At 66.4% G+C, this 18,529-nt stretch carries 15 protein-coding genes; 9 read left to right on the top strand and 6 right to left on the bottom strand.

Features of this window, described 5'->3' with window-relative positions:
* Nucleotides 1-293: 293 nt before the first annotated feature.
* Nucleotides 294-1,640, bottom strand: coding sequence for a cytochrome-c peroxidase (locus tag AC1RQC_RS23995; protein ID WP_492884814.1), 1,347 nt, complete (start codon nucleotides 1,638-1,640; stop codon nucleotides 294-296).
* Between the two features lie 228 nt (nucleotides 1,641-1,868).
* Here AC1RQC_RS23995 and acpA point away from each other — a divergent pair, with 228 nt between their 5' ends.
* A complete protein-coding gene (gene acpA, locus AC1RQC_RS23990; protein WP_492884813.1) occupies nucleotides 1,869-4,013 on the top strand; it encodes an acid phosphatase in 2,145 nt (714 codons plus the stop codon).
* Nucleotides 4,014-4,144: 131 nt separating this feature from the next.
* Here the strand turns inward: acpA and ssb are convergent, their stop codons facing one another.
* Together ssb and AC1RQC_RS23980 are read right to left on the bottom strand one after the other, a co-directional pair.
* Nucleotides 4,145-4,705, bottom strand: coding sequence for a single-stranded DNA-binding protein (ssb, locus tag AC1RQC_RS23985; RefSeq protein WP_492884811.1), 561 nt, complete (start codon nucleotides 4,703-4,705; stop codon nucleotides 4,145-4,147).
* Nucleotides 4,706-4,902: 197 nt separating this feature from the next.
* Nucleotides 4,903-6,159 (bottom strand): MFS transporter, encoded by a 1,257-nt coding sequence (locus AC1RQC_RS23980; protein WP_492884809.1) that lies wholly within the window; start codon nucleotides 6,157-6,159, stop codon nucleotides 4,903-4,905.
* A gap of 383 nt (nucleotides 6,160-6,542) precedes the next feature.
* On the opposite strand from AC1RQC_RS23980, the gene uvrA reads away from it, so the two are divergent.
* The 3 genes from uvrA (at nucleotide 6,543) to AC1RQC_RS23965 (ending at nucleotide 10,357) form a co-directional block, all read left to right on the top strand.
* Entirely contained in the window at nucleotides 6,543-9,407 is a 2,865-nt protein-coding gene (uvrA, locus tag AC1RQC_RS23975) for an excinuclease ABC subunit UvrA (RefSeq protein WP_150991795.1), read from the top strand.
* A gap of 5 nt (nucleotides 9,408-9,412) precedes the next feature.
* Nucleotides 9,413-9,760 (top strand): hypothetical protein, encoded by a 348-nt coding sequence (locus AC1RQC_RS23970; RefSeq protein WP_492375329.1) that lies wholly within the window; start codon nucleotides 9,413-9,415, stop codon nucleotides 9,758-9,760.
* Nucleotides 9,761-9,871: 111 nt separating this feature from the next.
* A complete protein-coding gene (locus AC1RQC_RS23965; protein ID WP_492375328.1) occupies nucleotides 9,872-10,357 on the top strand; it encodes an adenosine-specific kinase in 486 nt (161 codons plus the stop codon).
* 18 nt (nucleotides 10,358-10,375) lie between these two features.
* On the opposite strand, the gene AC1RQC_RS23960 is transcribed toward AC1RQC_RS23965, so the two are convergent.
* Together AC1RQC_RS23960 and AC1RQC_RS23955 are read right to left on the bottom strand one after the other, a co-directional pair.
* Nucleotides 10,376-12,061, bottom strand: a complete 1,686-nt coding sequence (locus tag AC1RQC_RS23960; protein ID WP_492810503.1) for a Na/Pi cotransporter family protein — start codon at nucleotides 12,059-12,061, stop codon at nucleotides 10,376-10,378.
* A 188-nt stretch (nucleotides 12,062-12,249) separates the two neighbouring features.
* Nucleotides 12,250-12,822 carry an adenine phosphoribosyltransferase gene (locus AC1RQC_RS23955; protein WP_267605425.1) on the bottom strand — a complete coding sequence of 191 codons (573 nt, stop codon included), beginning with the start codon at nucleotides 12,820-12,822 and terminating at the stop codon, nucleotides 12,250-12,252.
* Nucleotides 12,823-12,983: 161 nt separating this feature from the next.
* Between AC1RQC_RS23955 and AC1RQC_RS23950 the strand changes: the two genes are divergently transcribed.
* Nucleotides 12,984-13,562: a DJ-1/PfpI family protein gene (locus AC1RQC_RS23950; RefSeq protein WP_006159426.1), complete on the top strand. Its 579-nt coding sequence runs from the start codon at nucleotides 12,984-12,986 to the stop codon at nucleotides 13,560-13,562.
* A gap of 68 nt (nucleotides 13,563-13,630) precedes the next feature.
* The gene (locus tag AC1RQC_RS23945; protein ID WP_492375326.1) at nucleotides 13,631-14,014 is read left to right on the top strand and encodes a ribbon-helix-helix domain-containing protein; all 384 of its coding nucleotides are present in this window, start codon (nucleotides 13,631-13,633) and stop codon (nucleotides 14,012-14,014) included.
* 36 nt (nucleotides 14,015-14,050) lie between these two features.
* On the opposite strand, the gene AC1RQC_RS23940 is transcribed toward AC1RQC_RS23945, so the two are convergent.
* Entirely contained in the window at nucleotides 14,051-16,030 is a 1,980-nt protein-coding gene (locus tag AC1RQC_RS23940; protein WP_492375325.1) for a monovalent cation:proton antiporter family protein, read from the bottom strand.
* A gap of 151 nt (nucleotides 16,031-16,181) precedes the next feature.
* Here AC1RQC_RS23940 and AC1RQC_RS23935 point away from each other — a divergent pair, with 151 nt between their 5' ends.
* From AC1RQC_RS23935 to lptA, 3 genes are read left to right on the top strand one after another with little or no spacing between them, the layout of a single operon-like run.
* Nucleotides 16,182-17,165, top strand: a complete 984-nt coding sequence (locus AC1RQC_RS23935; protein WP_492375324.1) for a KpsF/GutQ family sugar-phosphate isomerase — start codon at nucleotides 16,182-16,184, stop codon at nucleotides 17,163-17,165.
* Between the two features lie 15 nt (nucleotides 17,166-17,180).
* Nucleotides 17,181-17,807, top strand: coding sequence for an LPS export ABC transporter periplasmic protein LptC (gene lptC, locus AC1RQC_RS23930; protein ID WP_492375332.1), 627 nt, complete (start codon nucleotides 17,181-17,183; stop codon nucleotides 17,805-17,807).
* 54 nt (nucleotides 17,808-17,861) lie between these two features.
* Nucleotides 17,862-18,506 carry a lipopolysaccharide transport periplasmic protein LptA gene (lptA, locus tag AC1RQC_RS23925; RefSeq protein ID WP_174425621.1) on the top strand — a complete coding sequence of 215 codons (645 nt, stop codon included), beginning with the start codon at nucleotides 17,862-17,864 and terminating at the stop codon, nucleotides 18,504-18,506.
* Nucleotides 18,507-18,529: the final 23 nt, after the last annotated feature.

The raw sequence follows: 18,529 nt of genomic DNA, 5'->3' as shown, positions 1-18,529 counted from the left end.
GAATTGCGAAGACAGGCCTGGCAGGGCACACGGGCCCCGGGAGCGCGGCGAAAGCCTTCGCGAGTCGCGGTGTTGGTACGGTCAGGCCGCTATCCTATCCCGAAGGACGGCAGCGTGCCGCGCGCTGAAGTGTGGCGCTGACATCTCCTGACAGCACGGTGTCAGGAGGAAATGGGGACGGATTGGAAAAAGGAAAGGCCTGCGAGGCGCCCGGCACGTTGCCGGGCGCCTGCCCACCCACCAAGGCGTGCTAACCCGAAAGCACCGGCAAACAGCCACTGCCGCCAGGTCCCTCAATGGGTTGCAGGCAAGCGGTAGCCGTCGTTGAGGGTCTTCAGGAACACGATGACGTCGCGGATCTCCGCCTCCGACAGCGCGGCCTTGCTGCCTGGCGCGCCGCCAAACGGGGGTTCCATATTGACGTTGTCACGATACCGCACCGGCAGGTCGTCGAACTTGTCGATGCTGCCGTCGGCCTTGCGCGGGTACCACTTGCCGGGATTGCTGTCCCGTTGCACGTAGAAACGCAACACCTCTTCCAGCGAATGAAAGGCGCCGTTGTGGAAGAAGGTCTTGCGTTGCGCCACGTTGCGCAGGCCAGGCGTGCGGAACAGGCCACAGTACTCTGCGCGCGCCTTCAGGTCGGTGCGATCCGGCCCGCACAGGCCCATGTCGAAGAAGGCCGGATCGGCATTGACCGCCAGCTTGCGGTTGCGCGGCACGCCCAGCGCGATGAAGCCAAAATCGCTGAAGGCGGGAAAGACGCCATCGGCGCTGATCGCGCTGGGGTGGCAGGCCGCGCAGTTGCCCTTGGCGGGATCGTTGAACAGACGCAGGCCGCGCGCTTCCTGCTCGCTCAGCTTGACCTTGCGCCGCAGGAACGCATCGTACTTGCTGCTGTAGGGATAGAACTCGGACGGGGTTTCCTGGAACACCTCGAGCGCCATCAGCGCTGCCTGGAAGGCTACCTCGTCGCGCTCCAGGATGTCGGCGCCGAACACCTCGCGCAAGGTCTGTGCATGCTTGCCGGCGCGCAGCCTGGCGGCCACCGCCGCCGCGTCCGCGTTCGCCATCTCATGCGGTGACAGCAAGGGAATGCGGGCCTGCTCGTGCGTGGAAGACGCCCGCCCGTCCCAGTTGTGGCCGCCGGTGGGGCCCTGGTCTTCGCTGTCGTTGCCGTCGTTCTCGTGGAAATGCTCGGAGAACGGCGGCACGTTCTGCACATAGCGCAGCGACGGCGCCGCGCGCGCGCCGGCGCGCAGCATGTCGGGGCCGCCCAGTTGCACCGACAGGTCGTTGGCCGGCCCATAGGCGTGTTCCGGGCTGTGGCAGCTTGCGCACGCGAGCCGGCCGGACGCCGACAACGCGGGATCAAAGAACAGCGCCTTGCCAAGCGCGGCCATGGCCGGCACCTGCGGCCGGCGCGTTGCCATCATGGTGTAGAACGCGTCGGCATAGGCTGGCCGCGAAGGCGCGGCGACCTGGCTGGCAGCCGGCGCGGATGCCGGGGCCGCGGCCACGCCCTCCTGTGCGGACTTGCCACAGCCCGCCAGGGTCAGGGCGAAAGACAGCAGCAAGGCCCCCGTGGCAAGGCGGCGGATCGGGGAAGGAACTGGCGGCAGAACAAAGCGCGGTGGCATCTGTGCGGCGAAGTGGAATGGCCAGGGCGGGATGGGTGCGGCAGCCCAGGCACAGGAGATTCAGGAACGGGCCGCCACGCTAGCACGCGTGCATGACAGCGGCATGTCATGCGTGGCGGATGTCTTTTTCTCGTCCCGGCGCCATCATCAATCTGACATGGAGCGGCGCGAGAATCGCGCGGCTGTCCCAAAAAAACCGCCTTACACATAACGAAAAAAGGATATTCCATGCGCCGAGCCTTAAGACTTTATCCCCTTGCAGCGGTGGCCGCCGCTGCCATGGCCGCCTGCGGCGGCAGCGACTCCGGGAGCGGAAGCACGCCCGCAGCTGTCACCACCTCGGGCGTGGTGACCGGCAGCTATTTCGAGCACGCCAAGGTCTGCATCGATGCCAACAACAATGGCAAGTGCGAAAGCACGGAGACCAGCACCTACACCGACAAGAACGGCGCCTTTACGCTCACCGGCCAGGGCGCGATCGCCGCCGAGATCGGCAGCGACGCCTTCCGCAACGATGACACCGGCGGCCACGCAGCCGTGACCCGTCCGCTGGTGTTCCGCGCACCGGCCGGCGCCAACGGCGTGCTCAGCGCGATTACGACCGAACTGGTCGCGCTCATGGAGTCCAACGGTGGCGACCTCACCGCGGCCAAGGCACGTCTGGCCGCCCGCATCGGCGTGACGGCGGACAAGCTGCTGGCCGACCACAACAAGGAAACCGACAAGACCATCAAGGCGACCCTGCAGGCGGAGATCGATCAGACCATCGACCTGATCGCCGACTCGGTGGCCGGCGGCGGCGACATCGCCCAGGCCCTGCGCGACGGCGTCGCCAAGCGGGTCGCCCTCGACAACATCAAGACCGTGGTGGTGATCTATGCCGAGAACCGCGGCTTCGACAATCTCTACGGGCTGTTCCCGGGCGCCAACGGCGTCCCCGGCGTGAACCCCACCTCGACCGGCACCGTCGAACCGCAGAAGGACTTCGACGGCTCCGTGCTGCCGGTGCTGCCGCCGACCTGGGGCGGGTTCACCGCGCAAGGGCAAAGCCTGCAGCTGCAGCAGGCCAGCACCGCCAACTGGCCGAACAAGCCGTTCCAGATCGACAATCCTGCCGGCGTCAACGGCACCGGCACATTTGTCTCGCAATCCGTCACCACGCGCGACCTGGTGCACCGCTTCTACAACAACCAGATGCAGATCAACGGCGGCAAGAACGACAAGTACGCCGCGTTCTCGGACGCGGGCGGCCTGACGATGGGCTATTACGACGGCAGCCAGATGCAGATGTGGCAGCTCGCCAAGCAATATGTGCTGGCCGACAATTTCTACATGGGTGCATTTGGTGGCTCGTTCCTGAACCACCAGTACCTGATCTGCGCCTGCGCGCCGCAGTACCCGAACGCCGACGCGGCCACCTCGCCGGCCAAGAACTCGATCTCGGCGATCGATCTCGACGCCAATGGCAACTTCGTGCGCCTGACCCCCGGCACCGGCAACCCCACCTCGGTCCTCTCCGGCAAGGCGGTGTACCAGAACGACAGCACGCTGACGCCCAAGGACGCCAGCGGCATGTTCTACGCGGTCAACACCATGCAGCCGGACTACCAGCCGAGCGGCAACAAGCCCGCCACCACCGATGCCACAGGCCTCTACGCCGACCCCACCAAGGCGACCACGCTGCCGCCGCAGACCCAGACCACCATCGGCGACCTGCTGAACGCGCGCGGCGTGAGCTGGGCCTGGTACGCCGGTGCCTGGGCCAAGGCCACGCAGGACCCGACCGCCATCTACAACAACACGGTGCCCAACTTCCAGCCGCACCACCAGCCGTTCAACTACTACGCCAACTTCGACCCGGTCACCCAGGCTGCCAACCGCAGCGCGCACCTGAAGGACTTCGACAGCCAGTTCCTGCAGGACGCCGCTGCCGGCAACCTCCCTGCGGTCACCTTCTACAAGCCGCAGGGCAACCTGAACCAGCATCCCGGCTACGCGAGCGTGGCCGACGGCGACAAGCATATCGCCAGCGTGATCGCGCAACTCCAGCAGAGCCCGCAGTGGAAGAACATGCTGATTCTCGTCACCTACGACGAAAACGGCGGCTTCTACGACCACGCGCAAGTGCCCGCCGGCGACCGCTGGGGCCCGGGCACGCGCATCCCTGCGATCCTCGTGTCGCCGTACGCGAAGAAAGGCTTTGTCGACCACACGCAATACGACACGGCCTCGGCGCTGCGCTTCATCACCCGCCGCTTTGTCCTGCCGACCCTGCCGGGCCTGCAGCAACGCGATACCGCCCTGCTCGCGAACAAGGGCAAGGCCATGGGCGACCTGACCAACGCGCTGGACTTCACCGCCATGCCGCACTGAGCACGCACGGCGCCTTCGAGGAGCCAAGAAACAAAAAACCCCGGGAGTCAACGACTCCTGGGGTTTTTTGTTTGCCGGTGCAGGCCGTACCGACTGTGTCGGCCTGGGATGGCGGGGATGCTCAGAACGATTTAGAACGGAATATCGTCGTCCATGTCTTCAAAGCCGTTCGACGGAGCCTGCTGCTGGCGACGCGCGCCGCCAGCACCTTGCTGGCCGCCGGCAGCCTGGCCGCCACCGCTGCGCGCACCGCCGCCGTAACCACCGCCACCGCCCGACGATTCGCGGCCACCACCATAGCCACCGCCGCCACCACCCATGTCGTCGCCACCACCGCCGCCACCACCGCCCATGCCCTGGCGCGAGCCCAGCATCTGCATTTGCTCAGCCACGATTTCGGTGCTGTACTTTTCCACGCCGGACTGGTCGGTCCACTTGCGGGTGCGGATGCGCCCTTCGATATAGACCTGCGAGCCCTTGCGCAGGTACTGGCCGGCGATCTCGGCCAGCTTGCCGAAGAAGGCGATGCGGTGCCACTCGGTGGCTTCCTTCATCTCGCCGCTGGTCTTGTCCTTGTAACGATCGGTGGTCGCCAGGCGGATGTTGCTCACGGCGTCGCCGCTGGGCAGGTAGCGGGTTTCCGGATCCGCGCCCAGGTTGCCGACGAGGATGACTTTGTTGATCGATGCCATGTGAATGTTCTCCCAGGGCCACGCCCTCTGCTGCAAGCGGCGTGGCGATGCCTTGACTGTTGACTGATGCGTAAACGAATAACGCGCCCCCGGCCAAGAAGTCGGGCGCGCGGTCATGCTAGTGCCTAATTACGGCAAAAAGCTATACGAAGTGATGCGGGCAGCCCTTGCGGACCAATGACCGCAGGCCGCCAACTTCAGGCAGCGACGGCCTGGGCACTGCTTTTCCGGGCCGGCGGCGACTTCATGTTCCAGGCGATTATAAGCCAGAGGAGGAGCACCGCGGCGCAGCCGATGAAGACCGCGCTACGGCCTTCGTGCTTGAGCAGCCAGCCACCCACGGCGCCGCCCAGGAACAGTCCCATCGCCTGCGTCGTGTTGTAGACGCCAAGCGCCGCCCCGCGCGCGGCGGCGGCGTAGCGCGACACCAGCGAGGGCTGCATGGCTTCCAGCACGTTGAAGGCCACGAAGAACAGCAGCAACACGCCCACGATGCCCCACAGGCCGTGCACGGCGGCAAACAGCAGTTGCACCGCGGTCATCAGGCCGACCGCGCCGAGCAGCACGGGGCGTACCTTGCCATAGCGCTCGGCGGCCATCATCGGCCCGAGCATCAGCACGAAGGACACCAGCACCACCGGCAGGTAGACCTTCCAGTGCTGGTCCAGCGGCATGCCGGCATCGCTGAGCATGGCCGGCACCACCATGAACATGGCCACCTGCGACGCGTGCAGTGCCAGCACGCCCACGTTCAGGCGGACCAGGTCGGGGTTGAGCAGCACGCTGCGAAACGGCAGCCGCACGGGATGCGGCGGCGGCGGCGTGGGCACCAGGAACAGGGTCACCAGGATGGCGACCACGCCCAGCACCGACATCAGCGTGAAGATCCCGGGCATGCCGATGCTGTGCAGCAGCGGCGAGGCAATCACCAGCGACAGCGCGAAGGTCAGGCCGATGCTGCCGCCCACCATGGCCATGGCCTTGGTGCGATGCTGCTCGCGGGTCAGGTCGGCGATGCAGGCGGTGATGGCTGCCGAGATCGCGCCCATGCCTTGCAGCGAGCGGCCGATGATGATGCCGGACAGCGTGTCGGAGTTGGCCGCCACCAGCCCGCCGGCGACAAACAGCAGCAGGCCCGCCACCATCACCGGCTTGCGGCCAACGCGGTCGGACAGCCAGCCGAGAGGAATGTGCAGGAAGGCTTGCATCAGGCCGTAGATGCCCATGGCCAGGCCCACGCGCTGGGCGTCGTGGCCATCGGGCAGGCCATGCGCATATTCGGCGAACACGGGCAGGATAAGGAACAGGCCCAGCATGCGCAGCGCAAAAATACTGGCGAGCGAAATGCTGGCCCGCACTTCCATGCCGGTCATGCGGTCGCGCCCGGCAGCGGGCTGAACCTTGGAATCGTCGGCCTTGGCCGCATCTTGGGAGGAGCTATGGATCGACGACATTGCGATCGTGGGGAATTTCTATGACGGATTGCCGGGTCGTGCACCGCGCACGCACCGCATCACCCCAATGCTGACGGGGCGGCGACAACTTCGATCCATGGCCGGAGCGGAAGTTGCGGCGCTTCTGCCACCGTTGCTGCAGGGCGCAGTCAATTGGCCCAAGCAACCCCCGGAAACCGAAGTTCGGTATATTAACAGGTTTGCTCCGCTGCGCTTTCGGCTCCGAATCGGACACCGCGAGCCCCGGCGCGGGCCGGCAAAGCCCGGCCTGAGGCTGGCCTGAAGCCGGTCGCAGCCCTGCTGGCATGCTTTTTTCTTGAAATTCCGTGAGACCCGGCCTGTCGACCCGACCGGCGGCCCCGCCTGGCGAAGACAATCGGTATATGGAAGAAATTAGAATCCGTGGTGCCCGTACCCACAACCTGAAGAACATCAATCTCGATCTGCCGCGCAACAAGCTGATCGTGATTACCGGGCTGTCCGGATCGGGCAAGTCCTCGCTCGCCTTCGATACCCTGTACGCGGAGGGCCAGCGCCGCTACGTGGAGTCGCTGTCGGCCTACGCGCGCCAGTTCCTGCAGCTGATGGAAAAGCCGGACGTCGACCTGATCGAGGGGCTATCGCCCGCGATCGCCATCGAACAGAAGGCAACCAGCCACAACCCGCGCTCAACCGTGGGCACGGTCACCGAGATCCACGACTACCTGCGGCTGCTGTTCGCACGCGCCGGCACGCCTTACTGCCCCGACCACAACCTGGCGTTGCAGGCGCAAAGCGTCTCGCAGATGGTCGACGCCGCGCTGGCGCTGCCGGAAGACACCAAGCTGATGATCCTGGCACCGGTGGTGGCCAACCGCAAGGGCGAACATTCCGACCTGTTCGACACCATGCAGGCCCAGGGTTTCGTGCGCTTTCGCATCCGCTCCGGCGGCGGCACCACGCATGAGGCACCGGCGGTGGTCTACGAGGTGGACGCGCTGCCCAAGCTGAAAAAGACCGAGAAGCATTCCATCGACGTGGTGGTGGATCGCGTCAAGGTACGCCCGGACATCAAGCAACGACTGGCGGAATCGTTTGAGACCGCGCTGCGCCTGGCCGATGGCCGCGCCATCGCGCTGGAGATCGACACCAACCAGGAGCACGGGTTCAGCTCCAAGTTTGCCTGCCCGATCTGCTCGTACTCGCTGCAGGAGCTGGAGCCGCGGCTGTTCTCGTTCAACAACCCGATGGGCGCCTGCCCGAGCTGCGACGGCCTGGGCCAGATCACCTTCTTCGATCCCAAGCGGGTGGTGGCCTTCCCTAACCTGTCGCTGGCCTCGGGCGCCATCAAGGGCTGGGACCGCCGCAACCAGTTTTACTTCCAGATGCTGCAAAGCCTGGCGGCCTACTACGACTTCGAGCTCGATACGGCCTTCGAGGACCTGCCGGCCGAGGTGCAGGAAGTCGTGCTGCACGGCTCGGGCGACGTGGAGATCCCGTTCACCTACATGAACGAACGTGGCCGCACCACGGTGCGCGAGCATGCCTTCGAGGGCATCATTCCCAACCTGGAGCGCCGCTACCGCGAGACCGACTCCATCGCGGTGCGCGAGGAGCTCGCCAAGTACCAGAACAACCAGGCCTGCCCCGCCTGCCACGGTACCCGCCTGCGCACCGAGGCGCGCCACGTCAAGCTGGGCGAGAACGACCAGGCGCGCGCCATCTACGAGATCAACGGCTGGCCGCTGCGCGACGCGCTCACCTATTTCCTCACGCTGGACATGCACGGCGCCAAGCGCGAGATCGCCGACAAGATCGTCAAGGAAATCAGCGCGCGCCTGAACTTCCTCAACAACGTGGGGCTGGATTACCTGTCGCTCGAGCGCAGCGCCGACACGCTGTCGGGCGGCGAGGCGCAACGCATCCGGCTGGCGTCGCAGATCGGCTCCGGCCTGACCGGCGTGATGTACGTGCTGGACGAACCTTCCATCGGCCTGCACCAGCGCGACAACGACCGCCTGATCGGCACGCTCAAGCACCTGCGCGACATCGGCAACTCCGTGCTGGTGGTGGAGCACGACGAAGACATGATCCGCGCCTGCGACTACGTGGTCGACATCGGCCCGGGCGCCGGCGTGCACGGCGGCATGATCGTGGCCGAAGGCACGCCGCAGCAGATCGAGCAGTCGGCCAATTCGCTCACCGGGCAGTACATGTCCGGCGCGCGCCGCATCGAGGTGCCGAAAGAGCGTGCCGCGCCCGACGAGGAAAAGCTGCTGCGCATCATCAACGCAACCGGCAACAACCTGCGCAACGTCAGCGCCGAGATCCCGGTGGGCCTGCTCACCTGCGTGACCGGCGTGTCCGGCTCGGGCAAGTCGACGCTGATCAACGACACGCTCTACCACGCGGTGGCGCGCCACCTGTATGGCTCCACGGCGGAGCCGGCCGCGCACGACCGCATCGACGGGCTGGAGCATTTCGACAAGGTCATCAACGTCGACCAGAGCCCGATCGGCCGCACCCCGCGCTCCAACCCCGCTACGTACACCGGCCTGTTCACGCCGATCCGCGAGCTGTTCGCGGGCGTGCCCTCGGCCAAGGAGCGTGGCTACGATCCGGGCCGCTTCTCGTTCAACGTCAAGGGCGGGCGCTGCGAGGCCTGCCAGGGCGATGGCGTGATCAAGGTCGAGATGCATTTCCTGCCGGACGTGTACGTGCCTTGCGACGTCTGCCACGGCAAGCGCTACAACCGCGAAACGCTGGAGGTGCTCTACAAGGGCAAGAACATCCACGAAGTGCTCGACATGACGGTAGAGCACGCGCACGAGTTCTTCCTGGCGGTGCCTGTCGTGCGGCGCAAGCTCAAGACGCTGCTGGACGTGGGCCTTGGCTACATCCGGCTGGGCCAGTCCGCCACCACGCTCTCGGGCGGCGAGGCGCAGCGCGTCAAGCTGTCGCTGGAGCTGTCCAAGCGCGACACCGGCCGCACGCTCTACATCCTGGACGAGCCCACCACGGGCCTGCACTTCCACGATATCGAGCTGCTGCTCAAGGTCATCCACAAGCTGCGCGACCAGGGCAACACGGTGGTCATCATCGAGCACAACCTGGACGTGATCAAGACCGCGGACTGGCTGCTCGACATGGGCCCGGAGGGCGGTGCGGGCGGTGGCCAGGTGATCGCCAAGGGCACGCCGGAAACGGTGGCGGCTAGCCGCGCGAGCTTCACCGGCAAGTACCTGGCGCCGCTGCTCGAGCGCCGCTGACCACGGTGCGCACGCGTTTCCGCCTCATCCTTTGCGCCTGGCAATGCGCGCTGCTGCTCGGCAGCGCCGCCGTTGCCGGCCCGGCTGTGGCGCAAGCCACCGTCACGCCGATCGACCTGGCCGCGCCGGCGGCGCGAGCACTCGATGAACCCGCCGCGCCGGCGGCATCCGCTCCGCCCGCGCAAGGCGCCCGGGAGGCCAGTGCCGCCAGCGCTGCCCAGGTACCTGCCAAGGCGAGCGGCGCTGTATCCGGCAATCTGGCGCTGACGCTGGGCGGCGCGGCCGTGCTTGTGGCCATCGCCGCGATGCTGCAGCGCGCGCGCCGCAGACGCCGCCCGCCCTCCTCGAAGTAGGCCCGCGCTGCGCCTTGCATTCGACCTTGCCCGGCCTACCATAGACTGCGCAAGGCCGCGCCTCCTGAAGCCCTTTCCGGGGCTGGCACAGGCCAATGCAGGAGCACGGCCATGGAACTCACCGTAGTGCCGATCGCCAAGCCCGAGGCGACCAACTTCATTTTCGGGCAATCCCACTTCATCAAGACCGTGGACGACATCCACGAGGCGCTGGCCGGCGCGGTGCCGGGCATCCGCTTTGGACTAGCGTTCTGCGAGGCCTCGGGCAAGCGCCTTGTGCGCTGGTCCGGCACCGACGAGGCGATGATCGACCTGGCGTGCCAGAACGCGCTGGCAATCGGTGCCGGCCACTGCTTCCTGGTGTTCCTTGGCGACGGCTTCTATCCGGTCAATGTGCTCGCGACCGTGCGCGCGGTGCCGGAGGTATGCCGGATCTATTGCGCCACGGCAAACCCGACCGAGGTGGTGGTAGCGCAGACCGCGCAGGGGCGCGCGGTGCTTGGCGTGGTAGATGGCGCTTCGCCGCTCGGGCTGGAAACCGAGGCTGACATTGCCTCGCGGCGGAACCTGCTGCGGGAGATCGGCTACAAGCTGTAGCCACTCCTTAGTGGCTCCTTAGTGCGCCTGCGCGGACGGCACAGCCCTGGCCGGGGGTTCGCCATCATCTTCCTTCATGCGGCTGCGGTTAAGCACGCCAGCTTCTTCCAGCACCGGGTAGGCGGTGGCGCAGAACAACGAGTTCAGGCGCTTGAGATCGCTGATCACGTCGAGGTGCAGCGAGCTGGTCTCGATGCTCTCGGCGGTCTGCACGGCGATGCGTTGCAGGTGGGTGCGCGCGTACTGGCGCTCCAGCTCGCGGAAAGTCGCCTTCTCCGCCATTAGTAGCTGCGCGCTTTTCAGGTCGCCGGAGAGGAAAACCGACAGCCCGAGCCGCAGGTTGGCCACCACGCGCGCGTGCATCTGCGAGATCTCCTGCATGCCCGCTTCCGAGAAGGCCAGGTTATGAGCGATCTTCTTTTCGCGCGCGTCTTGCAGGATGCGCTCGATGATGTCGCCGGCATGCTCGAGGTTGATGGTGAGCGAGATGATTTCCGTCCAGCGCCGGCCGTCGCGCTCATCCAGCGCCTCCAGGCTGATCCGGGTCAGGTAGAGCTTGATCGCGGTGTAGAGATCGTCCACCTCGTCGTCGATGCGGCAGGTGGCGGTGGCGAGCTTGGCATCGTTGGTGCGCAGCACGCGCAGCATGTTGTCCAGCATCTGCTCGATGCGGTCGCCGATGCGCAGCACCTCGCGCGCGGCATTGGACAGCGCCAGCGCCGGCGTGGGCAGCGCGGCGGGATCGAGGTGGCGCGGGGTGACCTGGCTGTCGCCGGTGTTGCGCCCGGGCAGCACCGCCTCGCACAGGCGCGCCAGCGGACCGGTGGCGCCCAGCAGCAGCACTGCCAGCGCCACATTGAAGAGCAGGTGGAAATTCACGACCAGCCGCTGCGGATCGGCGTCGACCAGCGCCAGCAGGTGTTCGGCCTGCCCCAGCAAAGGCAGCGCGATCACGCAGCCGAGCAGGCGCGACAGCAGGTTGCCCAGCGTGACGCGCTTGCCGGGCTGGTTGTTGCCGGAGGTGGTCAGCAACGCGGAAATGCCCGAGCCCAGGTTGGCGCCTAGCACCAGCGCCATCGCCACATGCAGGGACACCACCCCGGCCGAGGCCAGCGCCCCGCAGAACAGCACCACCGCCAGGCTGGAATAGCAAAGGATGGTCAGTAAGGCGCCAATCAGCATGTCCAGCGTGGGGTCTCCGGTGAGCGTGCCGAACAACACCTTGACGCCAGCCGCTTCCACCACGGGGCGGGTGGCAATGGAGATCAGCTCCAGCGCCAGCGTGATCAGCCCCAGGCCGATCAGCACGCGGCCCACGTGGCCAGGCTTGTTGCCCTTCCAGGACAGATGCAGGATCACGCCAACGAAGATCAGCAGCGGCGACAGCCAGGACAGGTCCAGCGAGAACACTTGCACCATGATGGCGGTGCCGACGTTGGCGCCCAGCATGATGGCCAGCGCCGGCGCCACGGCAATCAGGCCCTGGCCGACGAAGGAACTGACGATGACGGCGGTCGCGTTGCTGCTCTGGACCAGGCCGGTCACGCCGAGGCCGGCGGCAAAGGCCGTGAACCGGTTGGAAATGCTGGACGAGAGCACGTGGCGCAGGTTGGCGCCATACACGCGCAGGATGCCGACCTTGACGATGTTGGTGCCCCACACCAGCAGCGCCACGCCGGAAAGCAAATGTAGTAGTACGCCCATGCTGCGCCCTTATGCCCTTATGTGACCGGTGCCTCCATTGCGGATCGCAAGATTTCGCCCGGCCATCGTATCGTTGTCAATGGGGCATTATGCGCCTGCCGGCATGTGTGGGCAACGCCATGTCCACGCGGTGGAAATGGCCGCAAGCCCAATGCGCAAGCCGCTCGGAGAGCGGCCGTCAATGCGGGTCAATGCCCGTCAAAGCGGCAAACCGTGAACAGCGGCAGGCCGCTATCCAGCAGGTGGCGCGAGCCGCCGAGCTCGGGCAGGTCGACGATGGCGGCGCCTTCCACCACGGTGGCGCCCAGCCGCTCAAGCAGCTTGCGGCCAGCCATCATGGTGCCGCCGGTGGCGATCAGGTCGTCCACCAGCAGCACGCGGTCACCCGGCTTGCAGGCATCGGCGTGGATCTCCACCGTGGCGCTGCCGTACTCCAGCTCATACTCCTCGGCCACGGTCTCGAACGGCAGCTTGCCCTTCTTGCGGATCGGCACGAAGCCCAGGTTCAGCTCGTACGCCACGATGGCGCCCAGGATAAAGCCGCGTGCGTCGATGCCGGCCACCACGTCGAGCTTGGCGTCCATGTAGCGGTGCACAAAGACATCGATCAGCACGCGCAGGGACTTGGGATCCTGCAGCAACGGCGTGATGTCGCGGAACATCACGCCGGGCTGGGGCCAGTCCGGCACGGTACGGATGCGTTCGCGCAGGTAGTGGGTAACGTCGCCAAGGGCGGACGACTGGATAGTGGTGTTGGGCATGGGGACTCGTTCGGGCAGCCCGCCAAATCGGCAGGCTGGATGCGGTAATGGGTTACCACCCGGGCTGCCGCAAACGGCAACACAATGGGCAACGCCTGGGCGGATGGCACGCTTTGCGGCGTGGCTCCCCCAGGACAACCGTAACCATACAGGAGACAGCGATGGCGAAAAAGATCTTGATGCTGGTCGGCGACTACGCCGAAGACTATGAAACCATGGTGCCTTTCCAGGCACTCCAGATGGTGGGCCACACGGTCCATGCGGTGTGTCCGGACAAGGCGGCCGGCGCCAGCTGCCCCACCGCCATCCATGATTTCGAGGGCGATCAGACCTATAGCGAAAAGCGCGGCCACAACTTCGCGCTGAACGCGAGTTTTGCCGATGTGGATCCGGCGGCCTACGACGGGCTGGTCATCCCGGGCGGGCGCGCCCCGGAATACCTGCGCCTGAACGAGCGGGTGCTGGAAATCGTGCGGCACTTTGCCAGCACCAACAAACCAATCGCCGCGGTGTGCCACGGCGCCCAGCTGCTAGCCGCGGCCGGCGTGCTGGAAGGCCGGACCTGCTCGGCCTATCCGGCCTGCGCGCCCGAAGTGCGCCTGGCGGGCGGAAAATATGCCGACATTCCAGTCGACCAGGCCTACACGGATGGCAACCTGGTAAGCGCACCGGCCTGGCCCGCGCACCCGGCGTGGCTGGCGCAGTTCCTTGCCGTCCTGGGCACCAGGATCGTACATTAGAGGCTACCGAACGCGGCCCGCGAGCCCACCTAGGGCTATCGCGGGCCGTTAAGCACGGGAGTTCTTCTATGTGTGAAATCTTCATCCGGGCTACCCCGCAGTCGTACCAGGGCCAGTCACGCTCGCTCCGGCTGCATGGCGTGGCCACCAGCATCCGGCTGGAAAGCCTGTTCTGGGAAGTGCTCGAAACGCTGGCACGCCGCGATGGCATGAGCGTGGGCCAGCTCATCACCCGGCTGCACGACGAACTGGTGGCCTACCGGGGCGAGGCGGCAAACTTCACGTCCTTCCTGCGCGTATGCTGCCTGCGCTACCTGATGCTGCAAGGCGAAGGCCGCATTCCCGCCGACCCGCGCGTCCCGATCGGCTCGCTCGACGCGCGCTCCGTGCTAGAGGGCCTGCCGGCATCGTGGGCGGAAGAGGCGCACACCGGCAGCCGCGTGGCGGCATGAACCCGAACTTGCGGCCACTGAGCGCATAGCGCAGGCTCAGCCGGCCAGCATGCGCGCCTCGGCCGCTTCCAGCGCCTCTGGCTGGCCGCGCAAGACCACGATATCGCCCGGCTCCAGTACGGTATCGGGCTCCGGATCGAACGCGCGGATGCCACGCCGGCGCACCGCCGTCACTTCCACCCCGATACGGTCCAGCCCGAGCGCGCCCAGGCGCCGCCCCACCGACGTGGCCTCCGGGCCAAGCGAAATGGAGTGCAGCCGCACGGACTCTCGCTCCACCATGTCTTCCTCGTCGTCACGGCCGTGGAAGTAGCCGCGCAGCAGGCTATAGCGCGCATCGCGCGCCTCCTGCACCCCGCGCACCACGCGCCGCATCGGCACGCCCAGCAGCACCAGCGCGTGCGAGGCCAGCATCAGGCTGCCCTCGATGCTTTCCGGCACCACCTCGGTGGCGCCCGCCTTTTGCAGGATATCGAGCTCCGAGTCGTCCATGGTGCGCACGATCACGGGCAGCGCCGGCTCCAGTTCCTGCACATGGTGCAGCACCTTGAGGGCCGAGGGCGTGTTGTTGTAAGTGATGATCAAGGCGGCCGCGCGATGCAGGCCCGCCGCGATCAGCGCCTCGCGCCGGCCCGCATCGCCGTACACCACGGTATCGCCCGCGCCGGCGGCTTCGCGCACCCGGTCCGGGTCGAGGTCCAGCGCCACGTAGGTAATGCCCTCGCGCTCCAGCATGTGCGCCAGGTTCTGGCCGCTGCGGCCAAACCCGCAGATGATGGCGTGCTTCTCGGTCTGCAGGCTCTGCACCGCGATGCGCGTCATGTTGAGCGACTGCATCAGCCATTCGTTGGCGGTAAAGCGCAGCACGATGGCGTCGCTGTACTGGATCAGGAACGGTGCCGCCAGCATCGACAACAGCATCGAGGCCAGGATGACCTGGATCAGCACCGGGTCGACCAGGTTCAGGCCGTCGATCTGGTTAAGCAGCACAAAGCCGAACTCGCCGGCCTGCGCTAGGCCCAGGCCGGTACGGATCGCCACCCCCTGGCGCGAACCGAACAAGCGGGCCAGGCCGGAGATCAGCACCAGTTTGAAGACAATGGGCACCACCAGCAGCGCCAGCACCAGCCACAAGTGATCGAGCACCACATGGATATTGAGCAGCATGCCGATGGTGACGAAGAACAGCCCCAGCAGCACATCGCGGAAGGGCTTGATGTCCTCCTCCACCTGATGGCGATACGGCGTCTCGGAGATCAGCATGCCGGCCATGAAGGCGCCCAGCGCCATCGAAAGGCCTAGCCGCTCGGTCAGCGCGGCCATGCCCAGCGTGACCAGCAGCAGGTTGAGCATGAACAGCTCTTGCGAGCGGCGCGCCGCCACGATGTGGAACCAGCGGCTCATGAAGCGCTGGCCGACGAAGAAGATCAGGCTCAGGGCCACCACGATCTTCACCGTGGCCAGGCCCAGCGCCATCATCAGGTCGCCCGGATCGCGCGAGAGCGCCGGGATCACGATCAGCAGCGGCACCACGGCCAGGTCCTGGAACAGCAGGATGCTGATGATGTTGCGCCCGTGCTCGCTCTCCAGCTCCAGCCGCTCCGACAGCATCTTGGACACGATGGCGGTGGATGACATGGCCAGCGCGCCGCCCAGCGCCACCGAGGCCTGCCAGGACAGCGGAAACAGCCAGTTGAACGCCCAGCTCGCCGGAATCACGGCCAGGAGCGACAGCACCACCTGCGAGCCGCCCAGGCCGAACACCTGCCGCTTCATCGCCTTGAGCTTGCCCAGGCTGAACTCCAGGCCGATCGAGAACATCAAAAAGACCACGCCGAACTCGGCCAGGTATTTGGTTTGCGCGGTATCGCTGGCCAGGCCGAGCGCATGCGGCCCGATCAGGATGCCCACGACCAGGTACCCCAGCATCGGCGGCAACTGCAACATGCGAAACGCGACCACGCCAAACACGGCGGCGGCCAGCAGGACAAGGGTAAGGTCCAGCGGAGAGTGCATCGACAGGGTCAGGGTACGCCGCGCCGGGCACCGGGCCGGCCCGGTGCGGGCGGCCCTGCCGGCGGATTACGGCAAGCGCGATGGCCGCCCCGGCCGCCCGATCCCAGGAACAGCCCAAGCGCCATCGCATTCGTTGGTATACTTCGTCGCCATGATAGCTAATTTCAATGCGGATCGAGCACTTAGGCTCGCTCGCGAAACCCTCCAGATCGAAGCCGACGCCGTCGCTGCCCTCGCAGGCCGCCTGGACGACGGATTTGCGCAAGCCGTGCAACTGACGCTCAATTGCAGCGGGCGCGTCGTCGTGTCCGGCATCGGCAAGTCGGGCCACATCGGCCGCAAGGTCGCGGCCACGCTGGCCTCGACCGGCACGCCCGCGTTTTTCGTGCATCCGGCCGAGGCCAGCCACGGCGACCTGGGCATGGTCACGCGCGACGATGTGCTGATCGCCTTTTCCAATTCCGGAGAGACCGCCGAGTTGCTTTCGATTGTCCCGATCGTCAAGCGCATCGGCGCCAAGCTCATCTCCGTGACCGGCAACCCCGCCTCCACGCTGGCCCAGCTGGCCGACGCGCACCTCAATGCCGGCGTGGAAAAAGAAGCCTGCCCGCTCAACCTGGCCCCGACCGCCAGCACCACCGCCGCACTGGCGATGGGCGACGCGCTCGCGGTGGCGGTGCTGGATGCCCGCGGCTTCGGCGAGGAAGACTTTGCCCGCTCGCATCCGGGCGGCGCGCTCGGGCGCAAGCTGCTGACCCACGTGCGCGACGTCATGCGCAGCGGCAACGCGGTGCCCAAGGTACGCGAGAGCACGCCGCTGGCACAGGCCCTGATGGAAATCACCCGCAAAGGCATGGCAATGACCGCGGTGGTGGACCCGGACGACCGCCTGATCGGCGTCTTCACCGATGGCGACCTGCGCCGCCTGCTCGAAACCCCGCGCGACTGGAAGACCGTACCCATCAGCGAGGTCATGCACCGCACACCGCATACCGTCGGGCCGGACCAGCTGGCCGTGGAAGCCGTGCAGGTGATGGAGGCGAACCGCATCAACCAGATGCTGGTGGTCGACGCAGAGCGGCGCCTGGTCGGCGCGCTCCACATCCACGACCTGACCCGCGCCAAGGTCATCTGAGGCCAGCCCATGCCTATGCGGGAAATCCTGTCCTCCCTGAGCCGGCTTGCCATGCGAGCCCTGCCCCTGCTGCTGATGGCACTGGTGGCGGGCAGCACCTTCTGGCTGGTGCAGGTCAACTCCCCGAAAGAAGCGGACACCGGGCCGGTAGGCAAGAAGCATGAACCGGATTACTACATGATCCGTTTTTCCGCGACCGAGCTTGCCGAGGACGGCAACACCAAGCTGCGCTTCACCGGCGACAAGATGATCCACTTCGAGGACGACCAGACCTACGAAGTGACGCGCCCGGCCATGCGCTCCTATGAAATCGACCGTCCGCCCGTCACCGGCCACTCTGATCGCGGCACGATGAACGCGGAAGGCTCGGTCATCGACCTGTTCGGCAATGCCTTCATCGTGCGTACCCAGGGCCCCGACCCCGCCAAGGATCCGCAGATGACGGCCGCCTCGGAGTATTTCCAGGTGCTGGTGAACGATGACATCGTCAAGACCGACAAGGCTGTCAAGCTGACCCGCGGCCCGTCGGTGATGACCGCCAACGGCCTGGTCTTCAACAATGTCACTCGCGAAGTACAATTGCTGGGTAACGTACGCGGCACCATCATCACGGGGCCGCCGCCGGCGAGTCCCACGAAGTAGCCCCGAAGCCGCCCGCGGGCACCAACCGCCCGCGTCAACCGCCATCACGCCAACATGAATCCATTCCCGACGACTTCGTCCTGTCTGCGCCGCAGCACGGCCGCTTTGCTGACGCTGGCCGCCGTCCTGGGCCTCACGCTGGCCGCGCCCGCCAGCGCCGAAAAGGCCGACCGCGAAAAGCCGCTGGTCCTGGAGGCCGACAATGCCAGCTACGATGACGTCAAGCAGGTCTATGTACTGACTGGCAACGTGGTGCTGACCAAGGGCACCATGGTGCTCAAATCCGACGCAGCCGAAGTCCGTACCGATCCCGAGGGCTACCAGTACGCGGTCGCGACCTCCAAGGGCGGCAAGCAAGCCTATATCCGCCAGAAGCGCGACAACGTCGACGAGTACATCGATGGCTGGGGCGACCGCATCGAATATGACGGCAAGCAGGAGTTGTCCAAGCTGATCGGGCGCGCCCGCATGGCCCGCCTGGCCGGCGCCAAGCTGGTCGACGAGATCCGCGGCGCGGTGATCACCTATGACAGCCGCAACGAGTTCTACACGGCCAGCGGCGGCGCCGAGAACGCGACCGCGGGCAGCCCGTCGGGCCGCGTGCGCGCCGTGCTGTCGCCCCGCCAGGAGCAGCCCGCCAGCGGTGCCGCAGCCAATCCGCTGCCGCTCAAGCCGGCAACTGCCCCCGTCAACCCCTGACCTGACGCCGCCACGTCCCTGAT

Source organism: Cupriavidus sp. GW822-FHT03E04, from assembly GCF_058801495.1.
The sequence above is the reverse complement of the archived record's forward strand: the minus strand, read 5'-3'. Positions and strand labels throughout refer to the sequence as shown.

Bases quoted from the DNA above. Each gene is read 5' to 3' on its own strand.
- AC1RQC_RS23995 (WP_492884814.1), bottom strand. From the start codon at position 1,640: ATGCCACCGCGCTTTGTTCTGCCGCCAGTTCCTTCCCCGATCCGCCGC.
- acpA (WP_492884813.1), top strand. From the start codon at position 1,869: ATGCGCCGAGCCTTAAGACTTTATCCCCTTGCAGCGGTGGCCGCCGCT.
- ssb (WP_492884811.1), bottom strand. From the start codon at position 4,705: ATGGCATCGATCAACAAAGTCATCCTCGTCGGCAACCTGGGCGCGGAT.
- AC1RQC_RS23980 (WP_492884809.1), bottom strand. From the start codon at position 6,159: ATGTCGTCGATCCATAGCTCCTCCCAAGATGCGGCCAAGGCCGACGAT.
- uvrA (WP_150991795.1), top strand. From the start codon at position 6,543: ATGGAAGAAATTAGAATCCGTGGTGCCCGTACCCACAACCTGAAGAAC.
- AC1RQC_RS23965 (WP_492375328.1), top strand. From the start codon at position 9,872: ATGGAACTCACCGTAGTGCCGATCGCCAAGCCCGAGGCGACCAACTTC.
- AC1RQC_RS23960 (WP_492810503.1), bottom strand. From the start codon at position 12,061: ATGGGCGTACTACTACATTTGCTTTCCGGCGTGGCGCTGCTGGTGTGG.
- AC1RQC_RS23955 (WP_267605425.1), bottom strand. From the start codon at position 12,822: ATGCCCAACACCACTATCCAGTCGTCCGCCCTTGGCGACGTTACCCAC.
- AC1RQC_RS23950 (WP_006159426.1), top strand. From the start codon at position 12,984: ATGGCGAAAAAGATCTTGATGCTGGTCGGCGACTACGCCGAAGACTAT.
- AC1RQC_RS23945 (WP_492375326.1), top strand. From the start codon at position 13,631: ATGTGTGAAATCTTCATCCGGGCTACCCCGCAGTCGTACCAGGGCCAG.
- AC1RQC_RS23940 (WP_492375325.1), bottom strand. From the start codon at position 16,030: ATGCACTCTCCGCTGGACCTTACCCTTGTCCTGCTGGCCGCCGCCGTG.
- AC1RQC_RS23935 (WP_492375324.1), top strand. From the start codon at position 16,182: ATGATAGCTAATTTCAATGCGGATCGAGCACTTAGGCTCGCTCGCGAA.
- lptC (WP_492375332.1), top strand. From the start codon at position 17,181: ATGCGGGAAATCCTGTCCTCCCTGAGCCGGCTTGCCATGCGAGCCCTG.
- lptA (WP_174425621.1), top strand. From the start codon at position 17,862: ATGAATCCATTCCCGACGACTTCGTCCTGTCTGCGCCGCAGCACGGCC.